This is a genomic window from Chryseobacterium sp. MEBOG07, assembly GCF_021869745.1.
In the GTDB taxonomy this organism is placed as follows: domain Bacteria; phylum Bacteroidota; class Bacteroidia; order Flavobacteriales; family Weeksellaceae; genus Chryseobacterium; species Chryseobacterium viscerum.
Genome location: NZ_CP084579.1, coordinates 847,706 through 869,549, shown reverse-complemented (window position 1 = coordinate 869,549; position 21,844 = coordinate 847,706). Strand labels below are relative to the sequence as shown.

Annotated in this window: 23 protein-coding genes and 1 tRNA gene; 6 read left to right on the top strand and 18 right to left on the bottom strand. The window is 35.0% G+C overall.

Annotated features, from left to right (window positions below):
* Positions 1–76: 76 nt before the first annotated feature.
* The 12 genes from LF886_RS03980 to LF886_RS03925 form a co-directional block, all read right to left on the bottom strand.
* Positions 77–1,747 (bottom strand): T9SS type A sorting domain-containing protein, encoded by a 1,671-nt coding sequence (locus LF886_RS03980; protein ID WP_236852818.1) that lies wholly within the window; start codon positions 1,745–1,747, stop codon positions 77–79.
* 150 nt (positions 1,748–1,897) lie between these two features.
* Positions 1,898–1,973, bottom strand: a tRNA-His gene (locus LF886_RS03975).
* A gap of 35 nt (positions 1,974–2,008) precedes the next feature.
* Positions 2,009–2,728: a bacillithiol biosynthesis deacetylase BshB1 gene (gene bshB1, locus LF886_RS03970; protein ID WP_236852817.1), complete on the bottom strand. Its 720-nt coding sequence runs from the start codon at positions 2,726–2,728 to the stop codon at positions 2,009–2,011.
* An 82-nt stretch (positions 2,729–2,810) separates the two neighbouring features.
* A complete protein-coding gene (locus tag LF886_RS03965) occupies positions 2,811–4,463 on the bottom strand; it encodes a tetratricopeptide repeat protein (RefSeq protein ID WP_236852816.1) in 1,653 nt (550 codons plus the stop codon).
* A gap of 90 nt (positions 4,464–4,553) precedes the next feature.
* The gene (locus LF886_RS03960; protein ID WP_236852815.1) at positions 4,554–5,426 is read right to left on the bottom strand and encodes a PstS family phosphate ABC transporter substrate-binding protein; all 873 of its coding nucleotides are present in this window, start codon (positions 5,424–5,426) and stop codon (positions 4,554–4,556) included.
* Complete coding sequence (locus LF886_RS03955; RefSeq protein WP_236852814.1) at positions 5,416–5,613, bottom strand: DUF308 domain-containing protein; 198 nt, start codon at positions 5,611–5,613, stop codon at positions 5,416–5,418. The genes LF886_RS03960 and LF886_RS03955 overlap by 11 nt, the downstream gene beginning before the upstream one ends.
* Before the next feature lie 76 nt (positions 5,614–5,689).
* Positions 5,690–6,529, bottom strand: a complete 840-nt coding sequence (locus LF886_RS03950; protein WP_236852813.1) for an energy transducer TonB — start codon at positions 6,527–6,529, stop codon at positions 5,690–5,692.
* A 29-nt stretch (positions 6,530–6,558) separates the two neighbouring features.
* Entirely contained in the window at positions 6,559–7,125 is a 567-nt protein-coding gene (locus LF886_RS03945) for an ExbD/TolR family protein (protein WP_103232163.1), read from the bottom strand.
* 11 nt (positions 7,126–7,136) lie between these two features.
* Positions 7,137–7,745 (bottom strand): ExbD/TolR family protein, encoded by a 609-nt coding sequence (locus LF886_RS03940; protein WP_236852812.1) that lies wholly within the window; start codon positions 7,743–7,745, stop codon positions 7,137–7,139.
* Positions 7,746–7,806: 61 nt separating this feature from the next.
* Entirely contained in the window at positions 7,807–8,670 is an 864-nt protein-coding gene (locus LF886_RS03935) for a MotA/TolQ/ExbB proton channel family protein (protein ID WP_236852811.1), read from the bottom strand.
* A 240-nt stretch (positions 8,671–8,910) separates the two neighbouring features.
* A complete protein-coding gene (leuS, locus tag LF886_RS03930) occupies positions 8,911–11,724 on the bottom strand; it encodes a leucine--tRNA ligase (protein ID WP_236852810.1) in 2,814 nt (937 codons plus the stop codon).
* 183 nt (positions 11,725–11,907) lie between these two features.
* Positions 11,908–12,381, bottom strand: coding sequence for a lipocalin family protein (locus LF886_RS03925; protein ID WP_236852809.1), 474 nt, complete (start codon positions 12,379–12,381; stop codon positions 11,908–11,910).
* A gap of 144 nt (positions 12,382–12,525) precedes the next feature.
* On the opposite strand from LF886_RS03925, the gene LF886_RS03920 reads away from it, so the two are divergent.
* The 3 genes from LF886_RS03920 to LF886_RS03910 are packed head-to-tail and all read left to right on the top strand — an operon-like array spanning position 12,526 to position 14,961.
* Positions 12,526–13,557, top strand: coding sequence for an acyltransferase family protein (locus tag LF886_RS03920; RefSeq protein ID WP_236852808.1), 1,032 nt, complete (start codon positions 12,526–12,528; stop codon positions 13,555–13,557).
* A 22-nt stretch (positions 13,558–13,579) separates the two neighbouring features.
* Positions 13,580–14,335 (top strand): glycosyltransferase family 2 protein, encoded by a 756-nt coding sequence (locus LF886_RS03915; protein ID WP_236852807.1) that lies wholly within the window; start codon positions 13,580–13,582, stop codon positions 14,333–14,335.
* Positions 14,335–14,961, top strand: coding sequence for a deoxyuridine 5'-triphosphate nucleotidohydrolase (locus tag LF886_RS03910; RefSeq protein WP_236852806.1), 627 nt, complete (start codon positions 14,335–14,337; stop codon positions 14,959–14,961). Before LF886_RS03915 ends, LF886_RS03910 begins: the two co-directional genes overlap by 1 nt.
* On the opposite strand, the gene LF886_RS03905 is transcribed toward LF886_RS03910, so the two are convergent.
* From LF886_RS03905 to LF886_RS03880, 6 genes are all read right to left on the bottom strand, one after another.
* Positions 14,953–16,191, bottom strand: coding sequence for a 3-deoxy-D-manno-octulosonic acid transferase (locus tag LF886_RS03905; protein ID WP_236852805.1), 1,239 nt, complete (start codon positions 16,189–16,191; stop codon positions 14,953–14,955). The genes LF886_RS03910 and LF886_RS03905 overlap by 9 nt on opposite strands.
* Before the next feature lie 6 nt (positions 16,192–16,197).
* Positions 16,198–16,542 (bottom strand): cupin domain-containing protein, encoded by a 345-nt coding sequence (locus LF886_RS03900; RefSeq protein WP_236852804.1) that lies wholly within the window; start codon positions 16,540–16,542, stop codon positions 16,198–16,200.
* Entirely contained in the window at positions 16,539–17,006 is a 468-nt protein-coding gene (locus LF886_RS03895) for a DUF1648 domain-containing protein (protein WP_236852803.1), read from the bottom strand. The genes LF886_RS03900 and LF886_RS03895 overlap by 4 nt, the downstream gene beginning before the upstream one ends.
* A gap of 22 nt (positions 17,007–17,028) precedes the next feature.
* Positions 17,029–17,745: a C40 family peptidase gene (locus tag LF886_RS03890; RefSeq protein ID WP_124536534.1), complete on the bottom strand. Its 717-nt coding sequence runs from the start codon at positions 17,743–17,745 to the stop codon at positions 17,029–17,031.
* 86 nt (positions 17,746–17,831) lie between these two features.
* Positions 17,832–18,479, bottom strand: a complete 648-nt coding sequence (locus tag LF886_RS03885) for an O-methyltransferase (protein ID WP_236852802.1) — start codon at positions 18,477–18,479, stop codon at positions 17,832–17,834.
* Positions 18,480–18,617: 138 nt separating this feature from the next.
* On the bottom strand, positions 18,618–18,770 hold the full coding sequence (locus LF886_RS03880; RefSeq protein ID WP_236852801.1) for a CCPGW family putative bacteriocin: 153 nt from the start codon (positions 18,768–18,770) through the stop codon (positions 18,618–18,620).
* Between the two features lie 861 nt (positions 18,771–19,631).
* Here LF886_RS03880 and LF886_RS03875 point away from each other — a divergent pair.
* From LF886_RS03875 to LF886_RS03865, 3 genes are read left to right on the top strand one after another with little or no spacing between them, the layout of a single operon-like run.
* Entirely contained in the window at positions 19,632–20,225 is a 594-nt protein-coding gene (locus LF886_RS03875; RefSeq protein WP_124536540.1) for a hypothetical protein, read from the top strand.
* 52 nt (positions 20,226–20,277) lie between these two features.
* The gene (locus LF886_RS03870; protein ID WP_236852800.1) at positions 20,278–20,850 is read left to right on the top strand and encodes a hypothetical protein; all 573 of its coding nucleotides are present in this window, start codon (positions 20,278–20,280) and stop codon (positions 20,848–20,850) included.
* Positions 20,834–21,817 carry an HTTM domain-containing protein gene (locus tag LF886_RS03865; protein ID WP_236852799.1) on the top strand — a complete coding sequence of 328 codons (984 nt, stop codon included), beginning with the start codon at positions 20,834–20,836 and terminating at the stop codon, positions 21,815–21,817. Before LF886_RS03870 ends, LF886_RS03865 begins: the two co-directional genes overlap by 17 nt.
* Positions 21,818–21,844 lie beyond the last annotated feature (27 nt).

Here is a 21,844-nt window from a genome sequence, read left to right as displayed (position 1 = left end):
CAGGAAGGAAAAAACACAAAAAAACAAAGCCTTTCAAATTTTGAAAGGCTAAAATATGGTAAGATTTATAAGTAAATTATTTCTTAATAAATTTCTCTGTAATTACTTTATTTTCCGTCACTACATTTAAAATATAGATTCCTGACGGAAATTCTGAAATATCTACCTTTGATTCTTTTGTAGTTTTTATGAGCTGTCCTAATGTATTAAAGATTTCTGCCTTTAAAATTTTATCATTCGTTTCTATATTCAAAACATCTTTAGCTGGATTAGGGTATATTCTAAACTGATTAATTTTCATTTCTGCTGCGCCAAGATTCCCTATCAATTCATAAGCTCCAATATCAGGATTCCCCATACGAACCAGTTCCGTAATATCATCTGTTGGTGCGTCTGTCAGCTGACCATAATTGATTGCAATACTATTGGGTAATAAGGACAAACCATCATCTGAAGTTCTTAAAATACCATCTGCTCCAGAAATATTGGCTTCATTTTTAAAATTAGGATTCGTCTGGAATATATTATTAGGATAACCATACAAAGAATTTTGGTTTGCCGAGGTATAAAAGTTTGACGGTAATTGAAATAAGTTATTGTAGAAATAATTCTCAGCAGGCCAGTCGTTATGATTTTTGTAATCTGCTCCAGGCTGACTATCCGTCCCATTAATATTGCCCCAAAATATATTATTTTTCACAAAATTATTTCCTAAATAGGTAAAAAATCCGCCACCTCTTGTTCCTGTGTTTTTGTAAATGGTATTGTTGATTACTTTATTCTTTCCGTAATACAGAAAAATTCCTCCTCCCATATAGTTTGAAGTATTTTCGTAAAGTACATTATTCACGATGAGATTTGAACCTTTTTCAGTATAAATTCCACCACCACCATAGTAATAAGTATCAATCTGATTAATACCTCCTTTATTTTTGCCGATTACATTTTTACTGATCACATTATCTACACCCAAAACGGCATATATACCTCCCCCATCGCCAGTAGCAGTGTTATCATGAATATAATTATTGGTAATGGTATTTGTTCCCTTATACACACTAACTCCTCCTCCATCATAAAAAGCCTTGTTATTATAAATCTCATTATTTGAAATCATGGTATTGCTAGTTGAAGTATAGATCCCACCACCTGAATAGCCAGAGTTCATATAAATCTTGTTATTGGAAATAATATTATTTCCATTAATAAAATATATGGCAGGTCCTGCTAATCTCGAAGCAATATTTCCATTTACATTATTATTGACAGTACCATTAGCAAATCCATTAGTAATAGAAAATCCGTCTAATCTTACACCAATTGCATTTGCACTATTTCCAGAAAACAATACAACATGGTAACAGTTGTCAGTTATAGTTCCTAAGGTACCTATATCACCGCTCAGTATTGTTATATTACTGTTTATATTTCGGTCTGTTAAAGATGTTTCAGTTCCATTAAAACCGCCATAAACAGAAATACCATCTTTTAAATAAAACGTTTTATCCTGGCTGGCTGAAGGAGAATTATTTCCAAATGGATCTCTTGTAGGAATGTAAGTTCCGCTGGCTACCCAAATTTCATCTCCAATCTGGCTCATATTTATTACTGTCTGCAAATCATTACTTGCTGTAGACCATGAAGCATAAGGTGCGATGCCCGTATTGGAATTAGCATTCACATACCTTACCGTTGAAGAAATTAGTATAGAATTAAATAGAAAAAGTAAAAAGTATATATTTTTCATCCCCGATTATGTTAATAATTACCGTGCAAATATACTTGTTTAAGATAGTATAAAGAAAATTAACACACTAAAAAGTGTTATAACACCCTAATTTGGCTATCTTAATTAAAATAAAAAAAGCACATTTTCAAAAGAAAATGTGCTAATTTAGGGTGAATGAGGGGTCTCGAACCCCCGACCTTCGGAACCACAATCCGACGCTCTAACCAACTGAGCTACAATCACCGTTTTGTGAGTGCAAATATAGGACATTTTCCTCAACTACCAAACAATTCCATCAAAATTTTTCAAAGAAATTAACTTTTCTGACGTAAATCCCTCAGCATAAGTAACTCCCGATAATCGGCCTAAATCCTGTGCACGGTATGTCAAACTCTCATAAAAGTCTTTTGTCGTAATCGGAGTCTCGGGTTCCTTAGAAGTTGGGTCATAAAACTGGGTTTTATAAGCCATACAAGCTTCAAGTTTTGTATTAAGATATCCTGAGATGTCAATTACAAATTCCGGCTTGATATCTTTCCACTGAATATAATGAAAAACATGCTTTGGCCTCCATACTTCCTGAGCTTCTCCTTCATCAGAAGTTTCAATTTTTCTTAATCCGGATAAAAAGCACGCATCTGACACTAATTTTGCACCTTTTGCATGGTCCGGATGTCTATCATCAATCGCATTCGCTAAGACGATTTCTGGCCTGTATTTTCGAATCATTTTCACGATTCTCATTTGATATTCTTCTGAATTGACAAGAAAGCCATCTTTCATTCCAAGATTTTCTCTTGCAGATAGTCCTAAAATTTTAGCCGCGTCTGAAGCTTCAGCTTTTCTTGTTTCATCTGTACCTCTTGTTCCAAGTTCTCCTCTTGTAAGATCTACAACGACGCATTTTTTTCCTTCCGCAACCATTTTAGCAATAGTTCCGCCACATCCCAGCTCTACATCATCAGGATGTGCACCAAAAGCAAGTATATCAGTTTTCATAAATTCAAAGATAGGATTTAAAATAAAAACTTCCCAAACATAATGGATGGGAAGTTTTAATATCTATAATTTAAATTTTAAATTACTTATTGATCTCTGCATTTAATTTTACAGCGTCCTGGTAAGTAGGATCTAACTGTAAAGATTTAGCTACATAATCTTTCGCTTTTGCAGCATCAGAATCTTTGTTCATATAAGCTACTGCGAAATAAGCATACGCAAGAGTTTGCTTGTTCGCTTCCTGGTCAGCAGGTTTTACTGTACTGATGAATTTCTCGTAAGCCAATTTTGCAGCATCATTATTTCCTGCCTGTTGGTAAGAATATCCCTGGCTGTAATAAGCCGGAGCCCAATCAGGAAGAAGAGCTGACATTTTTTGCCATGTAAGGATTGCTCCGTTCCAGTTTTTAACATCCTGATAAGCTGTTGCTAACTTAAATAAAGCGTCAGAATCCTGAGCGTTAGCAGCAACTTGCTTTTTCAATGCCTCAATAGCTGGGTTAGTGGGTCCTTTATCAACATCTGCCTGAGAAGCACCTCCACCACCTGCGATATTCGCAAGTTCAAGATCCCATTTCATTGTTTCATCTTTAGCAGCTTTTGCAATAGCAACTTTCTGCTGAGATTCTGTCATCAAAGCTGTTTTTTTAGCAGCATCTTTTTCATCTTTTGCTAAACCTGCAGCAATAAGCCCTTGTAGACCTTGGTCAGCAGGCTGTATTCTTGTTTTTTCAGCTTGAGAAGCAAACGTATCCATGTTTTGCTTAGCATCTGCATAGTTTTTATCTGCATATGACTGATAAGCTCTTAACTTGAACTTAATAGGGTCTTCGATTTTATCAAAGATTTTATCTAAAACACTTTTAGAGTTTGCATAGTCTTCATTCGTGAAGTATAATTTTGCAATTTCTAATTGAGTATATGGATCTTCATCAGCGTATTTTGTATAATTGATAAGATCTTGAGTTGCTTTTGCATTCTGTTGGTATCTGATATCATAACCCGCTAATGCTTTATATGCAGGAGCATACGTTGCATCTACACCAATAGCTTTATCAATGTTTTGCTTAGCTTGCTGCCATTGTTGTGCTGCCATCCATAAAGTTGCCATTCTTGTATAAACAGACGCTTTATTTTTAGCAGTAGGTAATGCTTTATCATAAGCAGACATAGCCTCTCCCGGCATTCTTTTTAGTCTGTAAGCATCTCCTAATGTATAATAATAATGTGCAGGAACACCTTTTTTCTCAGCTTTTTCAATTGCTTTAGTTAAAAACTGGATAGCAAGATCAGGCGAACTGTTCTTTTCAAATAAAGTTAAAGCTTCTGCTGCTCTGAACAGAACTTCAGCATCTTTTTCTCTGGAATCAGTTACTACTTTCTGAATTTCAGCTACAGCACTTTTATCACCTTTACCTAATTTAACAGCCGCTAAACCGATTTTGTTAAGATAGCTTTTTGCATCAGCAGCTAATCCTTTGTTGAAACTTTCAGTTGCTTTAGCATAGTCTGGCTCTCCTTGTCTTAAGAAAGTATTTCCTAAATAGAAGTAGTTTTCAGCTGTAGGCTCTTTAGCGATCATTTCAGTGAAGTTTGTTTTTGCCTGCGCAAATTTATCACTGTCTATACTGTTAATACCGTCCTGCAGTGTTTGTGCAGAGGCAAAACCGGTAAAAAATACTACGGCTGCTCCAAAAGCAATCTTCTTTACATTCATATTCATTATATCTTTCATTTTATATTTTCTAATAATTGAGTTATATTCTACACAATTTTCAGACCAAAAACACTTTTTTAATAGGAATAAATTGTGAATTTAATAATTTTATCGCATCTGAACCTCTCTTTTGTAGATGTTATAGGGCTGTAATCCCTCTTTCTGAACAATTTTTTGTCCTAAGTGAGTACATGAAAATCTTATAAATCCGTTGGCTATATTAAAGTTACCTTCATTAATAAGGAAATAAAGCACTCTTGTAAATGGATATTTCATTGAACGAAGTCCTTCAAAATCGGCATTATATGATTTTCCTTTTTCTACCACAGGAAGAACTTTCACCATTTCTCTTAGTTTTTCTGAAGTTTTATCATAAGGACGGCTAAAAGTATTAAGACCTATAACGCCTATTTTATTAGGATATTTCCCTAGCTCCTCTATGATCTTCTGATTTCCCGGAATAATAGAAAATTGCAGATCTTTTGGTTGTTTTTTAAATTTTTCAGCAACAAAATTCAGATTACTTGAGTTGGTTCCATCAAAGATAAATTCTTTTTTATCAGATATCAATCCATTCTCAATTTCCTCCATTGAAATACTTTCTTTCGGAGAATCTTTAGGAACAACAAAAACGACCGCATCTGCAGCAAATTTAGCAGGAAGGAACTTCAAGTCTGTTCTTTCTTCGTATGTTTTTATTTCATCAGGATTAAGATTTCTGGACATCACGATCACTTTAGCATTCCCTTTAAGAAGATCAAGAAGTCCTAAATCTTCCTTTTTAGTTTCTACTTTGATATGGGTTTCAGGGTAATTAATCATATAGCCGCCAGCTAATGCTTCTGTGACACTTTGAAAGGATTCGTCAGTAAAAATTGTAAGATCACCTTTGTGATATGAAGGAGCGTTTTGCTCCTTTTTGCAGCCTGCAAGCGTCATGCTTAAAACAAAAATTACTGCAAGCTTGAAACTATTCTTCATTTCTCGATTTTTTAATTCTTGTGATCGCTCTGTAAATCCTGAAGATACCATAAATAACCAATACCACTCCCAATGCATAGGCAATAGCAGGCTCTAAAATAGTAAAGAAGAATTTATAGATAATCACTACAATTCCTAAAACGATATAAAACAATCCCGTAACCAGGGATAACCAATTGAACATCATGTAACAAAAATACCAAAAAAAATAAAAAGAGAAGCATATGCTTCTCTTTTTATTTATATTTTGAATAAATTAAGTCTTATTCAAAGTTCATAGTAAATGGTACGCTATAGTAAGATCTAACGCTTTCTCCATTTCTTTTAGCTGGAGTCCACTTTTTAAGTTTCTTAACTACACGAACAGCTTCACTGTTGAAGTCGCCATTTGGAGATTTCTCTTCAATAGTAACCGCAGAAACAGTTCCGTCTCTTTCTACAACGAACTTAAGCTTAGCTTTAAGTGTACCTTCACCTCCTTCCATTAAAGAAGTATCGAAGTTATCTCCCAAGAACTTTCTTAATGCTCCCATACCTCCAGGATATTCTGCAGACTGGTCAACATCTTTATAGATCTCGTTCGGGTTATTCGCTTTTACTTCTACAGTACTAGCTTTAGTTCCTGTAGATGGTGGTGGCGGTGGTGGTGTATAAGCCGGAGCTTTTACCCCCTCCTGATTATTCAAACCAGTTGTAGTTTCCAACTGCTTAGTAATCGGCGGTGGTGGAGTTTCAATTTTCGGAGCTTTTACGGGCTCAGGAACTACGTTCTGAATCACCTCAATTTTCTCCTCTTCTTTTGGTGGAGGTGGTGGAGGTGGTTCTTCTTCTTTAGGCTGCTCGATAATCGGATCTTCTTCAAGAATGTCTACCAGATCTGCCTTCACTTCTTGTTTAGGTGGAGCTGTAAGATTCTTGATCGTAAGATAGATGAACGGAGACAAAGCTGCCAAAAGGAATAATGCTGTTCCTATAATGAAAGACTTAGTTAAAAGTCTAGGATACTGATGTCTAAGATCATAGGCACCATATTCCTTGTTTCTATTTTCAAATACGATCTCGTCTAAAGTAAGATTCTGACCGTATACATTTTCATCTGCCATAGATTATATATAACAATTTTATGGTTAAATTACTTTGTAGCAGCAGGTGCAGCAGCACCTCCTATTTTCTTTTCATAAATAGCTTTTTCCCAAGGCTTCAAGTCAGTAACACCGTACTGCTCGCTTTTGGTAATTGCCATTTCGTCAAGAATATCAACAAAGTTCTTATATACAGCATCATCAGTTGGCTTAATGATCACCGTAAATTTACTTTGATCTACAGCTCTAGATTTTGCCTGCTGAATTACTTTTCTAATTCCTTCTCTATCAAGAGTAGTTTCCAAAAGAGTTTGGTCGTTCAAAGAACTAGCATCCTGTTGGTGCCAAAAAACTCTATTGTTTTTTCCTAATAAGATAGAAATTGAGTTAGAAAGTTTAATTTCTGTTGGTGGAGGTTTAGGAGCATCTGGTTTTGGTTTAGCCGGAAGACCTAAGTCCATAACATTCGGTTTACTAAATGTAGTTGTGAACATAAAGAAGGTAATCAATAGAAAACCCAAGTCCACCATCGGAGTCATATCGACTCTGGTGTTTTGCTTCTTGGAACGGACCTTGCCGCCCTTGCCGCCTTTTTCTTGTACTTGTACTTCTGCCATTTCTATCGATATTATTCGTTAGGTTTACCTTCTTGTGATGTAATCAACCAAAATTTAAGAAAATCAATATCTCTTAAACCCTCAAATAGACCTTTAACTTTAGGGTACTGAGTTGTAACGTCACCTTTAATGGCTAACTTGTAGTCCGGGTTAACGCTTAAACTTTCTTTTACCCAGTCAATTAACTGCTTATTTGTACTGTCCATAGGAATTCCTGAAGGACTTCTATAATTTTTCTGCTCATCTGCAGGCATATCCAAATAACCTTTAAGTTGGTTCATTGGAACTCCAATTGCCTGAACTTTCTGGAAAGCCGCTTTTTGGTTGTTGTCAAAAGTAATACCATACTTTTTTCCCATTTTATCCAAAAGAGCAACTCTTTCTGATGCATTTTCTACTGGTTGGAAATAGAATTTTCCGTCCGGAGTAGCATTGATAGTCATTAAACTAGCATCAGGAAGTAATTTTTCCGAAATTGAAGATGGCGGTTTGATCTGCTCCACGTCAGGTTTTTTAAACTGAGTGGTCAAGATAAAGAACGTAAGAAGTAGGAACGCAACGTCACACATTGCGGTCATGTCCGTCACTACTCCATGTCTTTTTGGTTTGACTCTCGCCATTATTATAAAATATTTTTGATTAAACTTCTTTTAATTGCTAATGCAAATACCTTGCTAATTCTTAGTTGAATTCAGCAAAAGATTGTTGGATACTCATAGAGATCTCATCGATCTTGTAAGTTAATCCATCAATTTTAGATGTAAAGAAGTTATAAAGGATAATAGCGATTGCTGAAGTACCAATACCTAATGCCGTGTTGATCAAGGCTTCAGAGATACCTGTAGATAGAGCAGCAGCATCTGGAGTACCACCTCCTGAACCTAATGCAAAGAACGCCTTGATCATCCCGATTACTGTTCCAAGTAGTGCGATTAGCGTTGCAACTGTACCTAGAGTAGAAAGGATCATCATGTTTTTCTCAAGCATTGGCATCTCAAGAGTTGTAGCTTCTTCGATAGCTTTGTTAAGTGCTACCATTTTCTGCTCCTTATTTAATGTGTTATCGTGAGAAAGTGCTTTGTAAGTAGTAAGACCTTCTTTCACTACGTTACCTACAGAACCTTGTTGTCTGTCACATTCTTCGATAGCCTCGTCAATTTTGTTTTGGTTTAGTAAGCTTCTTACTTGTACAACGAAGTTGTCTAAGTTTCCTTTTCCAGCTGCCTGACCAAGAACGAAATATCTTTCAAAAGAGAAAACAATTACTGTAATCATGAAAGTAATCAAGATTGGTACAATAACCCCTCCTTTGTAGATAATACCTAAAAACGATTCTGGATGAATGTCTTTTCCTTCAACACTTGAAAAAGCTACAGAACCACTTCCAAGTTTATCTGCATCTTTAAAGTTTCCTGGGCTCCCCAGAACAAATAAGTAAATACAAACTCCTATAACGAATAAAATAGGAATAATAATAGCTGGATTTAAACCTCCTGCTTTTCTAGCAACTACTTGCTCATCATTTTTTGAAACATTCATTTCCATATTTAACTAAATTATATTGTTTTAAAATTTTACAGGGTGTAAATTAAAGGCAAAATTAATTAAAATGCAAGAGTCTTAATTAAACATTTTGCTTTTTTTTGATAAAGAAATTTTAATACGATTTCGATATAATAATTATTTTAAATTATTTTATTTATTTTCCTCAAATTTAACATTTGAGTTAAAAAATCAAAAAAATAAGACACCCATTTTTTTGATTTTCCCAATGTTAATTTTTTTTTAAATTACGATATTCACAATACGGTGATGAACCACAATGATTTTTTTAGGGGTTTTACCCTCCAAAATCTCTTGCATTTTCTCATTTGAAATCACCAAATCTTCCACTTCTTTGGCAGATAATTGAGCTGAAAGCGAAATTTTGAACTTCATTTTGCCATTTACGCTTACCGGATACTCAATTTCGTCCTCAACCAGATAATCTTCATTCAATACTGGGAACTTTTCAAATTCTATCGATGTATCGTTTCCTAATAAACTCCACAGTTCTTCACAGATATGAGGAGCATAAGGAGAAATGATAACGGCTAATGGCTCTAAAATATTGCGCTTGTTGCATTTTATTTTCTGAAGCTCGTTTACAGCAATCATAAATGATGATACAGAGGTATTGAAAGAGAAGTTTTCAATATCATATACTACCTTCTTTATTAAGGTATGTAACACTTTGTATTCTGCTTTTGTAGGTTCTTCGTCTGAAACTTCAAATGTTTCTCCATTGAAATATAAGTTCCAGAATTTCTTAAGGAAACCATATACTCCACTTAACCCCTGAGTATTCCAAGGCTTAGATTGTTCTAAAGGACCTAAGAACATTTCATACAACCTTAAACCATCTGCTCCATATTCTTCACAGATAACATCAGGGTTTACAACATTGTATTTTGACTTGGACATTTTTTCTACTTCACGGTCTGTGATGTATTTTCCATCTTCCAGGATAAATTCAGCATTCGTATAATCTGGTCTCCATGCTTTGAAGGCTTCGGTATCCAATTCGTCAGAAGTTCCTTTTAATAAGGATACGTCAACGTGGATCTGCTGGGTCTGATATTCTCCGGCTAAGTTTTTAGATACATATTGATTGGTTCCATCAACTCTATATACAAATGCACTCATTCCTAAAATCATCCCTTGATTGATCAGTTTCTGGAATGGCTCATCATGATTGATGTATCCTCTATCCTTTAGGAACATGTTCCAGAAACGGGAATATAATAAGTGACCTGTTGCGTGTTCGCTTCCTCCTATATATAAGTCTATCTGTCCCCAATAGTCTGAAAGATCCTTTGCACAGAATTCTCCGTCATTTTGCGGATCCATATATCTAAGGAAATACCATGAGCTTCCTGCCCAACCCGGCATTGTAGATAATTCTAAAGGGAAAATTGTTTTATCATCAATAAGGTCTGTAGCTACTACTTTCTGATTAGCTTCATCCCATGCAAATTCTTTTGCATTTCCTAGTGGCGGATCTCCATCTTCTGTTGGTAAATATTTTTCAACTTCAGGAAGTTCCAGCGGTAAAGCAGAAGCCGGCAATGTGTAAGGCATCCCATCCTTATAATATATAGGAACAGGTTCTCCCCAATAACGCTGTCTTGAGAAAATAGCATCACGTTGTCTATAGTTGGTTGTTCCATGACCGATTCCTTTCGTTTCGATCTCTGAAATCATTTTTGTTTTCGCCTCATTATAATGCAGTCCGTTTAAGAAATCAGAGTTTACACAAACGGAATCTTTGGAATCAAAAGATTTTTCCTGAACATCTTCTTCAGTTTCTACTACCTTTTTAATTTCAAGATTGAATTTCTTTGCAAATCTGTGGTCACGCTCATCATGTGCAGGAACAGCCATTACAGCTCCTGTTCCATATCCCATCAACACATAGTCTGAAATATAGATCGGCATTTTTTCATTGCTGAACGGATTGATTGCATAACTTCCGGTGAAAGCTCCACTCACGTTTTTCACGTCAGACATTCTGTCTCTTTCCGTTTTTTTGGAAGTTTCTTCAATATAAGTATCTATTTCTACTTTTTGAGCATCTGTAGTAATAGTTTCTACTAAAGGATTTTCAGGAGCTAATACCATAAAGGTAGCCCCAAAGATGGTATCTGGTCTTGTTGTAAATACCTCAACAACTTCATCATGATTTTCTACCTGGAACTGAACCTGTGCACCCTGAGATTTTCCGATCCAGTATTCCTGGGAATCTTTCAAAGGCTGTGGCCAGTCTAAAGTATTCAATCCTTGTAATAGTCTTTCGGAGTAAGCAGAGATTCTCATACTCCACTGCATCATTTTTTTCTGGAAAACCGGGAATCCTCCTCTTTCAGATTTTCCATCCTTCACCTCATCATTTGCCAATACCGTTCCTAGTGCAGGACACCAGTTCACAGTTGTTTCAGCTCTGTAAGAAAGACGATAGTTTAATAAGATGTCTTCTTTATCAATATCAGAAGCATTTTTCCATTCTTCAGCGGTGAAATTTAATTCATCGTTCTGATTGGCATTTAATCCTTCTGTTCCTTTTTCTTCAAAATGTTTGATAAGCGAATCTATAGATTCTGCCTTATCAGTATCTTTATTATACCAAGAGTGGTACAACTGAATAAAAATCCATTGTGTCCATTTATAATAGGAAGCGTCTGAAGTTCTTACTTCTCTGCTCCAATCGAATGAAAATCCGATCTTTTTTAACTGCTCTTCGTATCTGTTAATATTTTCTTCTGTAGTGATTGCCGGATGCTGTCCTGTCTGGATCGCATACTGCTCAGCAGGAAGTCCAAAGCTGTCATATCCTACCGGGTGAAGTACATTAAACCCTTGATGTCTCTTATATCTCGCATAGATATCCGACGCAATATATCCGAGCGGGTGACCTACGTGAAGTCCTGCCCCCGATGGATACGGAAACATATCGAGTACATAAAATTTTGGTTTATCTGTGTTATTAGAGGTTTTATAGGTTTGATTTTCCTCCCAGTATTTCTGCCACTTTTTTTCTATCTGCTGATGATCGTAAAACACTTTAATATAGATGTTATATGTTAGACTTTAAAATTTTGAACTATTTTCTCTTTTTAACAAGATTCACAAAAATAATGATTTTAAAGTAAATAGAAATTTAATTTATGATGAATTGTAATTCCAGGCTCAACAAAAAAATCCCATCCGGAGATGAGATCTATTTTTATATCCTGAAGTATACTATTATTGGCTAACTCTTTTGAACGTATAAGTTCTTGTCTGGAATATAGTAGGATCCTGAGTTTCTTCTCTTACAGCAAGATTAAGCGTTGTATTATCCAAAGTAATAATCTTTGCATTTACCGGCTCTACGATCCCCTGAATTTTCATTTGAACATCTTTCCCTTCCTTATTGTAGGTATAGTTGAATTTTATATCCGAAAGAATAGCACACTGACCAGGTGTAGCAGTATCTCCCCAGTTTGTTTTCGCTCCTTTGGAGTCAACGCTGAACCACCATCTTGTCTTTTTCTGACAATCAGTATAAGTAATCGTGTTAGAAACCGGATCTTCACCAGTCTCAACAGTAGTAACCACTTCTTTCAGTGGCTGCCAGGTCCCAACTAGAGGAGCTTCAAGAACAGTATCATTATTACTACTACATCCTGTAGCGGCAAATAATGACAAACCTGCAAATAGTAATGCTAATTTCTTCATAGATCATTTTTTTCAAGCGCTAAAATTATAATTTTTTGATTTATATTACTATTTTTTATGAAAAATTATTTTATCGACGTTTATTTATATATATTTTAAAACACTCGGACCTCATTTTCCCTTTATTTAACAAATAATGAATACATGAGCATCATTCATTCTATTAAAAAAGTTATTTTTGCAGGAAACAAAATACAAATGCAGGATATAACGAAAAACAATTTTGACTTTATACGTGTTCTCCTCGCCTTCATTGTCTTTCTTGGTCATCTTGGTACACTCAGCGCATCTCCGGATCTCAAGATTTTTGAACACAGCCCTATAGAAATTGCCGTTTTCGGTTTCTTTGCAGTGAGTGGATTTCTTATTGCAAGGAGCTACGACAGATCTTCAAGCCTCAAAAGTTATTTAAAAAAGAGAATCAAAAGAATTGTTCCCGCTTACTTATTGGTTATTTTTTTATGTGCAATTTTATTAAGTTTGGTAAGTACGTATTCTTTAATCGAATATTTCAGTAATACACAAGTTTACAAATACCTTTTTTGGAATTCATTATTTTTAAATTTTAAAGCACCCTGGCTTCCCGGAGTTTTTGGAAATCAAGCCGTGAACGGTGCCCTATGGACGCTGAAAATAGAAATGTGCTACTATTTCTCTGTTCCTTTGTTGTTTTTGCTTTTCGGAAAGAATAATAAATACAGAAATATAAGTTTGGTTATTTTATACTTTTTATCACTTATTTATCTCAATTATTTTGAATCTTTAAATAAAATTTCCCTTGCCAAACAGCTTCCTGGAACATTATCCTATTTTATCCCTGGAATGCTGATTTACTTTAATTTTGATAAATTCATCAAACATAAAAATATAATTTTCATCATTGCTCTCGCCACTGTGTGGATTGATTTATATTTAAAAATTCAGCTTTTTTCTCCAATGATGATCGGTATTATCGTAATGTATATTGCCTATTCAATCAAATTCTTAAATAATTTCGGAAAATATGGTGATTTCACCTACGGAATCTACATTTTCCACTTTCCTATTATCAGAACTTTTCAGACTTTAGGATTGTTCGAAGATTACAATCCATTTGTAATGGCTTTGGTATGTATGTTGGTGGTTATTGCGGTAGGTGTAAGCTCCTGGCATCTTTATGAAAAAAGATTTTTATAATTTTGCAGTTTAGAAAACATAAATGAAAGATCTTGTCTCCATTATCACTCCTTGCTATAATTCAGCGGAATTCATCGAGGAAACCATACAGTCTGTTCTTAACCAAACCTACGAAAACTGGGAATGGCTGATCACTGATGACCTTTCCAAAGACAATACTGTTGAGATCATCAGAAAATATAATGACCCCAGAATAAAACTGCAGGTACTGGAGAAAAATGGCGGTGCAGGAAATGCAAGAAACAATAGTCTGGAAAGAGCTCAGGGAAGATATATCGCTTTTCTGGATTCTGATGATTATTGGTATCCTGAATATCTGGAAACGATGACGGATTATATGCAAGAGCATCATGTAGAACTTGTCTACTGCAATTATTCCAGGTGTAATGAGCAGCTTCAGCCTATCCTAAAAGATTTCCTAGCTGATAAGGTTGTCACTTTTTCTAATCTGCTGAAGACCTGCCGACTGGCTCCGGTTTCCACAATGTATGATACCAGGAGGGTTGGGAAATTTTTATTTCCTGTAAAAAGTAAGCGTGAGGATCATGTCATGTGGCTTAATCTTTTAAAAGTAATTCCAGAAGGAATACCGGTAAAAAAGACACTGGCAAAATACAGAATGCGCGAAAATAGTGTTTCCAGAAATAAAAAAAATATCATCAAAGATCAATATCTTGTTTATAAAGATTTCATGGGATTTTCAACTGTAAAATCACTATACTATACAGCTAATTGGGCGCTGAATGGATTCATGAAGTATTCGAAAATTTTCAATTAATGGAGTATTCAAAAGAGTTCAAAGCCGCTCTGAGCGCTTTTTCCGGTACCGATAAAGACAAACTTATTTTCAGACTCCTGAGAAAGGATAAATTATTGTCTAAAAAACTGTATTTCGAACTTATCGATCCGGAAACCACCGACGATAAGAGAAATGCAATGGAAGAAATTGTAGAGGAAAAGGTTCTTTTAGCATCAAAATATACAGGAAACGCTCCCTATTTCCTGACTATCATCCGAAAGATCAGTGCAGAAATCACTGAACACATAAAAATTACTACTGATAAATTTGGAGAAGTTTCTCTGAACCTTCTTCTTGTCAATAAAATATTGGATAATAACAGTGACCTCAGCAGACAAAGGTTTGACAATGTTTACAAGCTTTATATTTACATTATCAATAAAGTATTCAAATCTTTAACTCTTATTAAAAAACTGGATGAGGATTACTGGATGGAAATTGATGAATACCTGCGCGATACTCAGAAGAAGATCTCAGACAACCATTATCTTCAAAAACTCTGTATCAACAACGGTCTTGAGATCAGTTGGCTCGAATGTGAAAAAATTCCGGAAAACGTGGACCAGATTATGAAGGAAATGAAAAGCCAGGGATACTTACGATAAAATTTTCTGAAGAATCATTTCGGTAGAGTTCGGTTTTTCATCTACGAATTTCCCGGCATTTTGAGACATTTCTGCAAGTTCTTCTCTATTCTCTTCATTCAAGAGAAATAAAACGAATTCTGAGGCTGTATATTCGTCTGGAAAAGATTTCCCGCCATTCGCGGAGACAAGATCATCGGCTTCCGGGTTCTTTCTGTAATGATTTCCAAAGATCACAGGAACCCCAAAGGTTGCTGCTTCCAGAATATTATGAAGGCCTGCCTCATGGAACCCTCCTCCCACAACGGCTACATCTGCATAAGAATATAGTTTTGACAATAACCCGATGCTGTCTATGATCAGAATTTGAGAGTTAGCAACTGATGGTTGGGCATTTTTTATTTCGCTGTATAATAAAGCATTTGGAAAGGTATTCTTTAAATGCTCTACTCTTTTCAGATCATGTGGTGCTATAATGAGTTTCACCGTATTGTTTTTACGGGAAACTACCTCTGCTATTTTCTCCTCTGCCTGCCACGAGCTTCCAAAAACAACGGCTTTATTCTCTCCTTTGAAACTTGCAATAAAGTCTACATGATTATCCCGTTCGCGAAGTTGTTTTACTCTATCAAATCTTGTATCTCCCGTTACGGAAGACTTCACCAACCCTACACTTTTTGCCAAAGCCAATGAAAACTGGGTCTGATGAAAAAACCAATCCACATTTTTCTGAAGCTGTTTTACAAACCATTTTCCATAAGAGGTAAAGAAGGACTGTCTTTCATAGAACAACGCAGAAATAACATAGATCTTTGTACCTTTATTTTTCAGTTCAGCAAGCAGATTATACCAGTAATCATATTTAACCGTAAAAAATAGTTCGGCATTAAACTGTGATACAAATTCTTTTACACTGCTTTTTTTATCAAAAGGAAGATAACAGATCACGTCTGCAATATGTTTCTTTTTTACAACATTTTCATATCCGGATGGAGAGAAAAAGGTCACCAGAACTTTGTGCTGGGGAAAATTCTCTTTAAGCTTTTCCAAAACGGGCAATCCCTGCTCATACTCTCCTAAACTGGCTGCATGCATCCAAATTACTTTATCTGTTTTTGAAAATGCAGATTTTACTTTGCTCAAGGACTGCCTTCTTCCTTCAACGCCTTTTTTAGTTTTATCATTAATCAACGCGAAAGCTTTCATTCCGAAAGTAAGAAGACTGATAAATATATTGTATAGGAAAGCCATTTTTAATTATTCTTTAATTTCAATTCTATCCTGATCTGTAGGTGGATTGGATATGACTAAAAACTCAATTTCTTCGGTGGATTCATTGGATATAAAATGCTTTGATCCTGGTGCAATGGAAATAGATTCACCTTGTTTAACCAAAAATTTATCTTCATTGATATACAAGACGGCTTCTCCTTTCAGAATATAAAAAAACTGTTCTGCTGCCTTATGAAAATGTAATTTTTCTGAAGTTCCCGCAGGCATCTTTTCCTGCTTCACAGATAAGTTTTGGGTGTTTTTCAGAATCCAGCTGTCACAATGGTCTCCCCAAATATAATGTTCTGAATTGTCTTTGGAATGTATCATTTAAATAGATTGATAATGACCAACATTACAGGTAAAAATGCAATAACGCTTAAAATGGTAGTAGCAATCGAAATTTTCGGTTTTGCATTTTCATCGGAAGCACGTCTGATCATATAATCCTGATTGTTTATAAAGATCAGCATAAGGAATGCAAATAGAACCCTCATAAAGATCTTCATAATTAAAAACTGGGCGTGTCTGTTCTGATCTGTAATTTCTACCGGAAAATTCGTTCCCTCAGGATGTCTTGTTGCAAAGGTAAAAACAGCATACATTACTGCAGCCAATACAGGCATTAAAAAGGCATAGATTTTTCCTCCGAACCGGTCCGGTTTTCCGTCCAAATCCATATGAACAGGAATTCTCTTCGGCAAAGTATTATAGTTCCTGATGGTAAACCACCACAGAAAAACAACCCATCCAAAATTAAAAATATCAAAAATTGTAAAGAGAATATTTTCCATTTCAGATACGATTTATTGGAAATTAAATTACGCTTTTAAGCACTCTCAATTTATGAGTATGCTTATTCATTTCTTTATTGAAAATTCCTGTAGAATCCAAGGTGTCAATTCTCACTTTTCCGGAAGCATGGATAATTTTTTGATTCTCCAGCATAATTCCTACGTGAATTATTTTCCCGTCCGCATTTTCAAAGAAAGCAAGATCTCCGGGCTGTGTTTCTTCTATAAAAGTAAGAGGTTCTCCCACCTCAGCTTGTTGTGAGGCATCTCTGGGTATTTTAATATTGTGAATTTTATAGACCAATTGGGTAAAGCCTGAGCAGTCTACTGCAAAAAAGCTTTTGCCACCCCACAGATAAGGTACATTAAGGAATTCTTTTGCAGCCAATGCGATACTTTCCCGTACATCATGACTTCTTCTGGAAGCCACCACTGGGAATTCTACTTCCGATCCCATAGACAGCAACGTTTTTCCGTCGTTCATCAATACGGAAGAAAAATCTTCAGTAACGACAGTCACTTTTCTTCTGGCCAGATCTTCATCTGTTACGGGTTTCAATTGTTTGGTATCCATCCATCCTTCATAGCCATCGTAATGCATCTTAATTTTGGTCCAGTTTTTATCTACTTCCAAAATATCTGCACTTTCTCCGAACAATATTTCCGTAACAATTTCAGCTCTGTCAGAATTTTCTGCACGAACCGGCGCTACTGTAACAATACAAATTCCTTTATTCATTAACTCTCAATTTTAAGATTGAATAATTTAAAGATTAAAAATACGGTCTGTACACTCTTTAAATGTTTAATCTTTGGATATTTTAATTACTTTCTGCGAAGAAAGTTGACTCCGTCTCGCAAAGGTAAAATAAGATTTTCAAAATCTTCATCTTTTGCTGCTAAATCATTTAATTCCTGGATAGACTGGGTAGATTTCAACTTTGGATTTTCTTCCAGTACTTTTCCGTACCACAGAACATTATCGAAAAGAACTACAGTTCCTGACTTCGTATGGGGTTTTATCAGTCTAAAATATTCGGCATAGTTCTCTTTATCTGCATCTACAAAAATCAGGTCAAAAAACTCATCTGTTTCTTTTAAAAACTCTTTAGCATCCTGAAGTTTGAAATCAATCTGATCAGCATATTCGCTTGCCTCGAAATATTTCTTCGGCAGATAGGCAAGATCTTCATTCACATCCAACGTTGTAATTTTGCCGTCTTTTGCCAGTCCTGAAGCCAGGCATAATGTGGCATATCCTGTAAATGTTCCTATCTCCAGGATACTTTTCGGCTGCATCATTTGGGAAATCATCGTTAGCAGTCTTCCCTGCTGGTATCCCGAAATCATATGCGGCTGTGTTGTTTTTTGATATGTTTCTCTTCTCAGTTTTTTCAGAATTTCGGATTCCGAAGAAGCGTGTGCTTCTAAATATCTGTCCATTTCAGGATTCTTTTCTTCAAAAAAACTCATACAACTTTAATTTAAACAAATTTAAGGATTTTAAATCTTCTTTTTTTAAATTTTCCTTTTCTACCCGAAGATAAGATACAAAAAAAGAGAGAAATGAATCCCTCTTTTTAGTCTATTCTTTCAATGCAGATGATATCTTTAATAGGCTATACAATATTCTCCTTTAGAACCACAAACCCATCCCGGGCAGCAGTCAGAGGTTCTTTGACAAATTATTTGTGGATTACACCATAAATCAGCTCCCTGTAAAGTTTTCATTTCTCCTCTTGAAAGTTTTTTTAAATTTTTCATAATTGTTTTTAGTTTAGTATTAATTCCTACTCTTAAGATTTTCGGATTTCTCTCTATATTATTTCCTTTTATAGAGATTTAAATATACACATTTTATTATAAACCAAATGATTACATACCTTATAATTTATTTATCTATAAAATAAATTCCGCTTTTTCAGGGAAATACCCATATAAAATACCGTGAAAACACGGATGTTATTTTTGTGGTATTAATGATAAGTTTGCAATACGAATAACGGGTAAAAACACTAAGAGAAAACAAGATGGTTGCAGGAGAGACACAAACTAACCATGAGAATCGCAAAAAAGTTGTACCGAAAGGTAGAACAGATTCTTCTGCAGCAAAAACTAAGACAGAAATATCCACTTCATTTTTGCAACGAATTATTTCTCTCTTGAAAAAAGAAGAATTAATTTGATTAAAAAGTAAATCCCGGCCACCTTCGGGATTTATTTTTTTTTAATGCAGGGTTATTTCTACTCAGGTCACATCAGGTAGTCTGCCTGATCGTCAGATTAACAATTTATCCCGCACAGGGATCAATCTTTTACCAACATCCATTCAAAAGAACTTTATCAAGTTCGTCCGACAAATTTTTATCAAATTTTACATTTTAAGCATCTACAAAGCAGTTTTGAAGATCCTTACATAGACTGTTATTTGTAGGTTATTACCTCATCCCCTATTCATATTTAATTTTAAAGGTTAAAATCCCTATACAAAAACAGGATAAACACTTATTCTAAAGCACTCACATAATTCTACATTTGACATAAGTTTTCCAACCATGAAACACTCACAAAAAGGAGGAACCCGAAAATCCTAAACAGAGTAGGGATATTTTTAAAAACAACCACATGAAAACAAAGACTTTATTTTTAATTGGAGCAATAGTGGGACTTGTTATTATATTTTCCCAGCTAAAACCTCAGGAGATGACTTTTTATAAAGAAAAGGGCAATTACATCGTAGACAACAATTACATCATTAAAGATGTCAAAAAAATCTCTGATGAAGACATGAAAAATTTACTAAGCCTGCAAAAACTTCATCAGAATGGTTTGGGCACCAATTTTATTGTATACAAAATCAACAGACAGTACATCATCCGCGGATGCTTGATAAAAGCCAATATTGACTGGAAAAAATATGGTGATCTGAGAACTAAAGTAGATGATATTCTAAAAAAATACGGAGCTAAAGAATTGCGAACAGATTATTATGCTATTCAAAACAATCAGGTTGCTACCAACGCTGCATTGTTGAGCCAGAAAGACATTGCCTCCTTAAGTAAATTAACGATAAGAGGTGCTGAAGAATATACCATCTGCCCACCAACGATGGGTAGAAAGAACCTTACCAATGTGATCATAAAATCTATAAAAGCCAATACAGCTATTGATCCCAGAATCAATGTAAAACTGAATAATGTATTGGTAAATTACAAATAACAGCAAAAGGCTGTCTTCAGAATGAAAACAGCCTTTTCTTAAATCTTTTGCCATGAAAAGAAAGCTTCAGTTATCCGGGATTTTTATTGTTTTATTACTGGTCTTTACGATTGGTATGAAGGGAACGTTTGATGGCTACTATGGTTTTTATTATGAAAACAAAAATTATGAAAAACCTTTAGCTTACAAAATTTCAGAAAACATTGCTCAGTCAAAGCCCGTCAATATGTTTGCATCTTATACCGGTTTTGATACAGGCTATGGCTTTTATGCACCCAATGTTGCCAGTGATTTTGTCATGAGTTTTGAACTGAAAGATAACAATGGAAATATTCTGGAACAAAAGACCATGCCTTATTTTAAAAGTAAGGAAAGCAGAGTGAGATATACGACAGTCTTTAATATGTTTCTTGATAAAATTTCTGATAAAAACAAGTACGACAGCAAGTATTATCAATATCTGGACATCATTATCCGGCAGATTGCGGCGCATGTTATGAAAGAAAATCCAAAAGCAACAAAGGTTACTACAAAACTTTATCTGTACGACTACCCTACTATTGCAGATTTCAGACAGGGAAAGACGAATGAAAATTTGATTCTTATTGATGAATTTAAACATTAAAGCGATGAAAAAACTGAATGTACTTTACACAAAAGTTGAAAATTTCTTTTTCAAGCAGGATAATCAAACAGAATTTTTAAGTTTCTTCAGAATTGCAATAGGACTTATCATTCTTTTACAATTCATTGCAGTGATTCCTGATTTTGAAAAATTATTTTCTAGCAGCAGTGTCATTCCACAGGATATCATGAGTGTTTTTACTCCGGATTGGCTCATTACATTTTCAAAAGGTGTCAGCTTTTTGCAGACTTTCGGTATTGAAGAAAGCACAACAATTATGATAACCAAAGTATCATTTATCACATTGTGTATTTTTGTTATCACCGGATTTTATTCCAGAATTTCTGCTCTGCTATTACTGATACTGCAGATTGCATTACTCAAAGGAAGTTCTTTCTTTGCGTATGGTGTGGACTTTTTCACGAGTATGTCCTTGTTTTATCTGATCCTTTTTCCGTCCGATTCCCATTTTTCCCTCAGAAACTTTATTTTCAGCAAAAAACCTGGAAACATCAATATTACCCCAGTAAAAAGATTATTTCAGATTCATATTTCTATTGCTTATTTCTTTTCAGGATTGGACAAAGCTTTAGGCTTCAACTGGTGGAACGGCGAATCTATCTGGAAAGCCATCCATCTGCCCTACTCCAACAGGGATCTGAATATTGATTTTAGCTGGCTTATAGAACATTCTTATATTTTGAGTTTCATCGGATGGAGTACTATTATTATTGAGATGTGTTATCCGTTTTTCATATGGTACAAACCGACTCAGAAGACATGGCTTTTCCTAACGGTTTCTATGCATATAGGAATTGCATTGGTTCTCAACTTATATTATTTTTCAGCGATTATGATTGTATGGAATATCACCAATTTTTATTTTGAACAACCCATTAAAAAGATTGTCCGTTCTTCAAAGAAAAAAATACCTGCCCATTATATTTCGAAACAAATAGGTTCATAAAAAAACAAATCCCGAATTGCTTCGGGA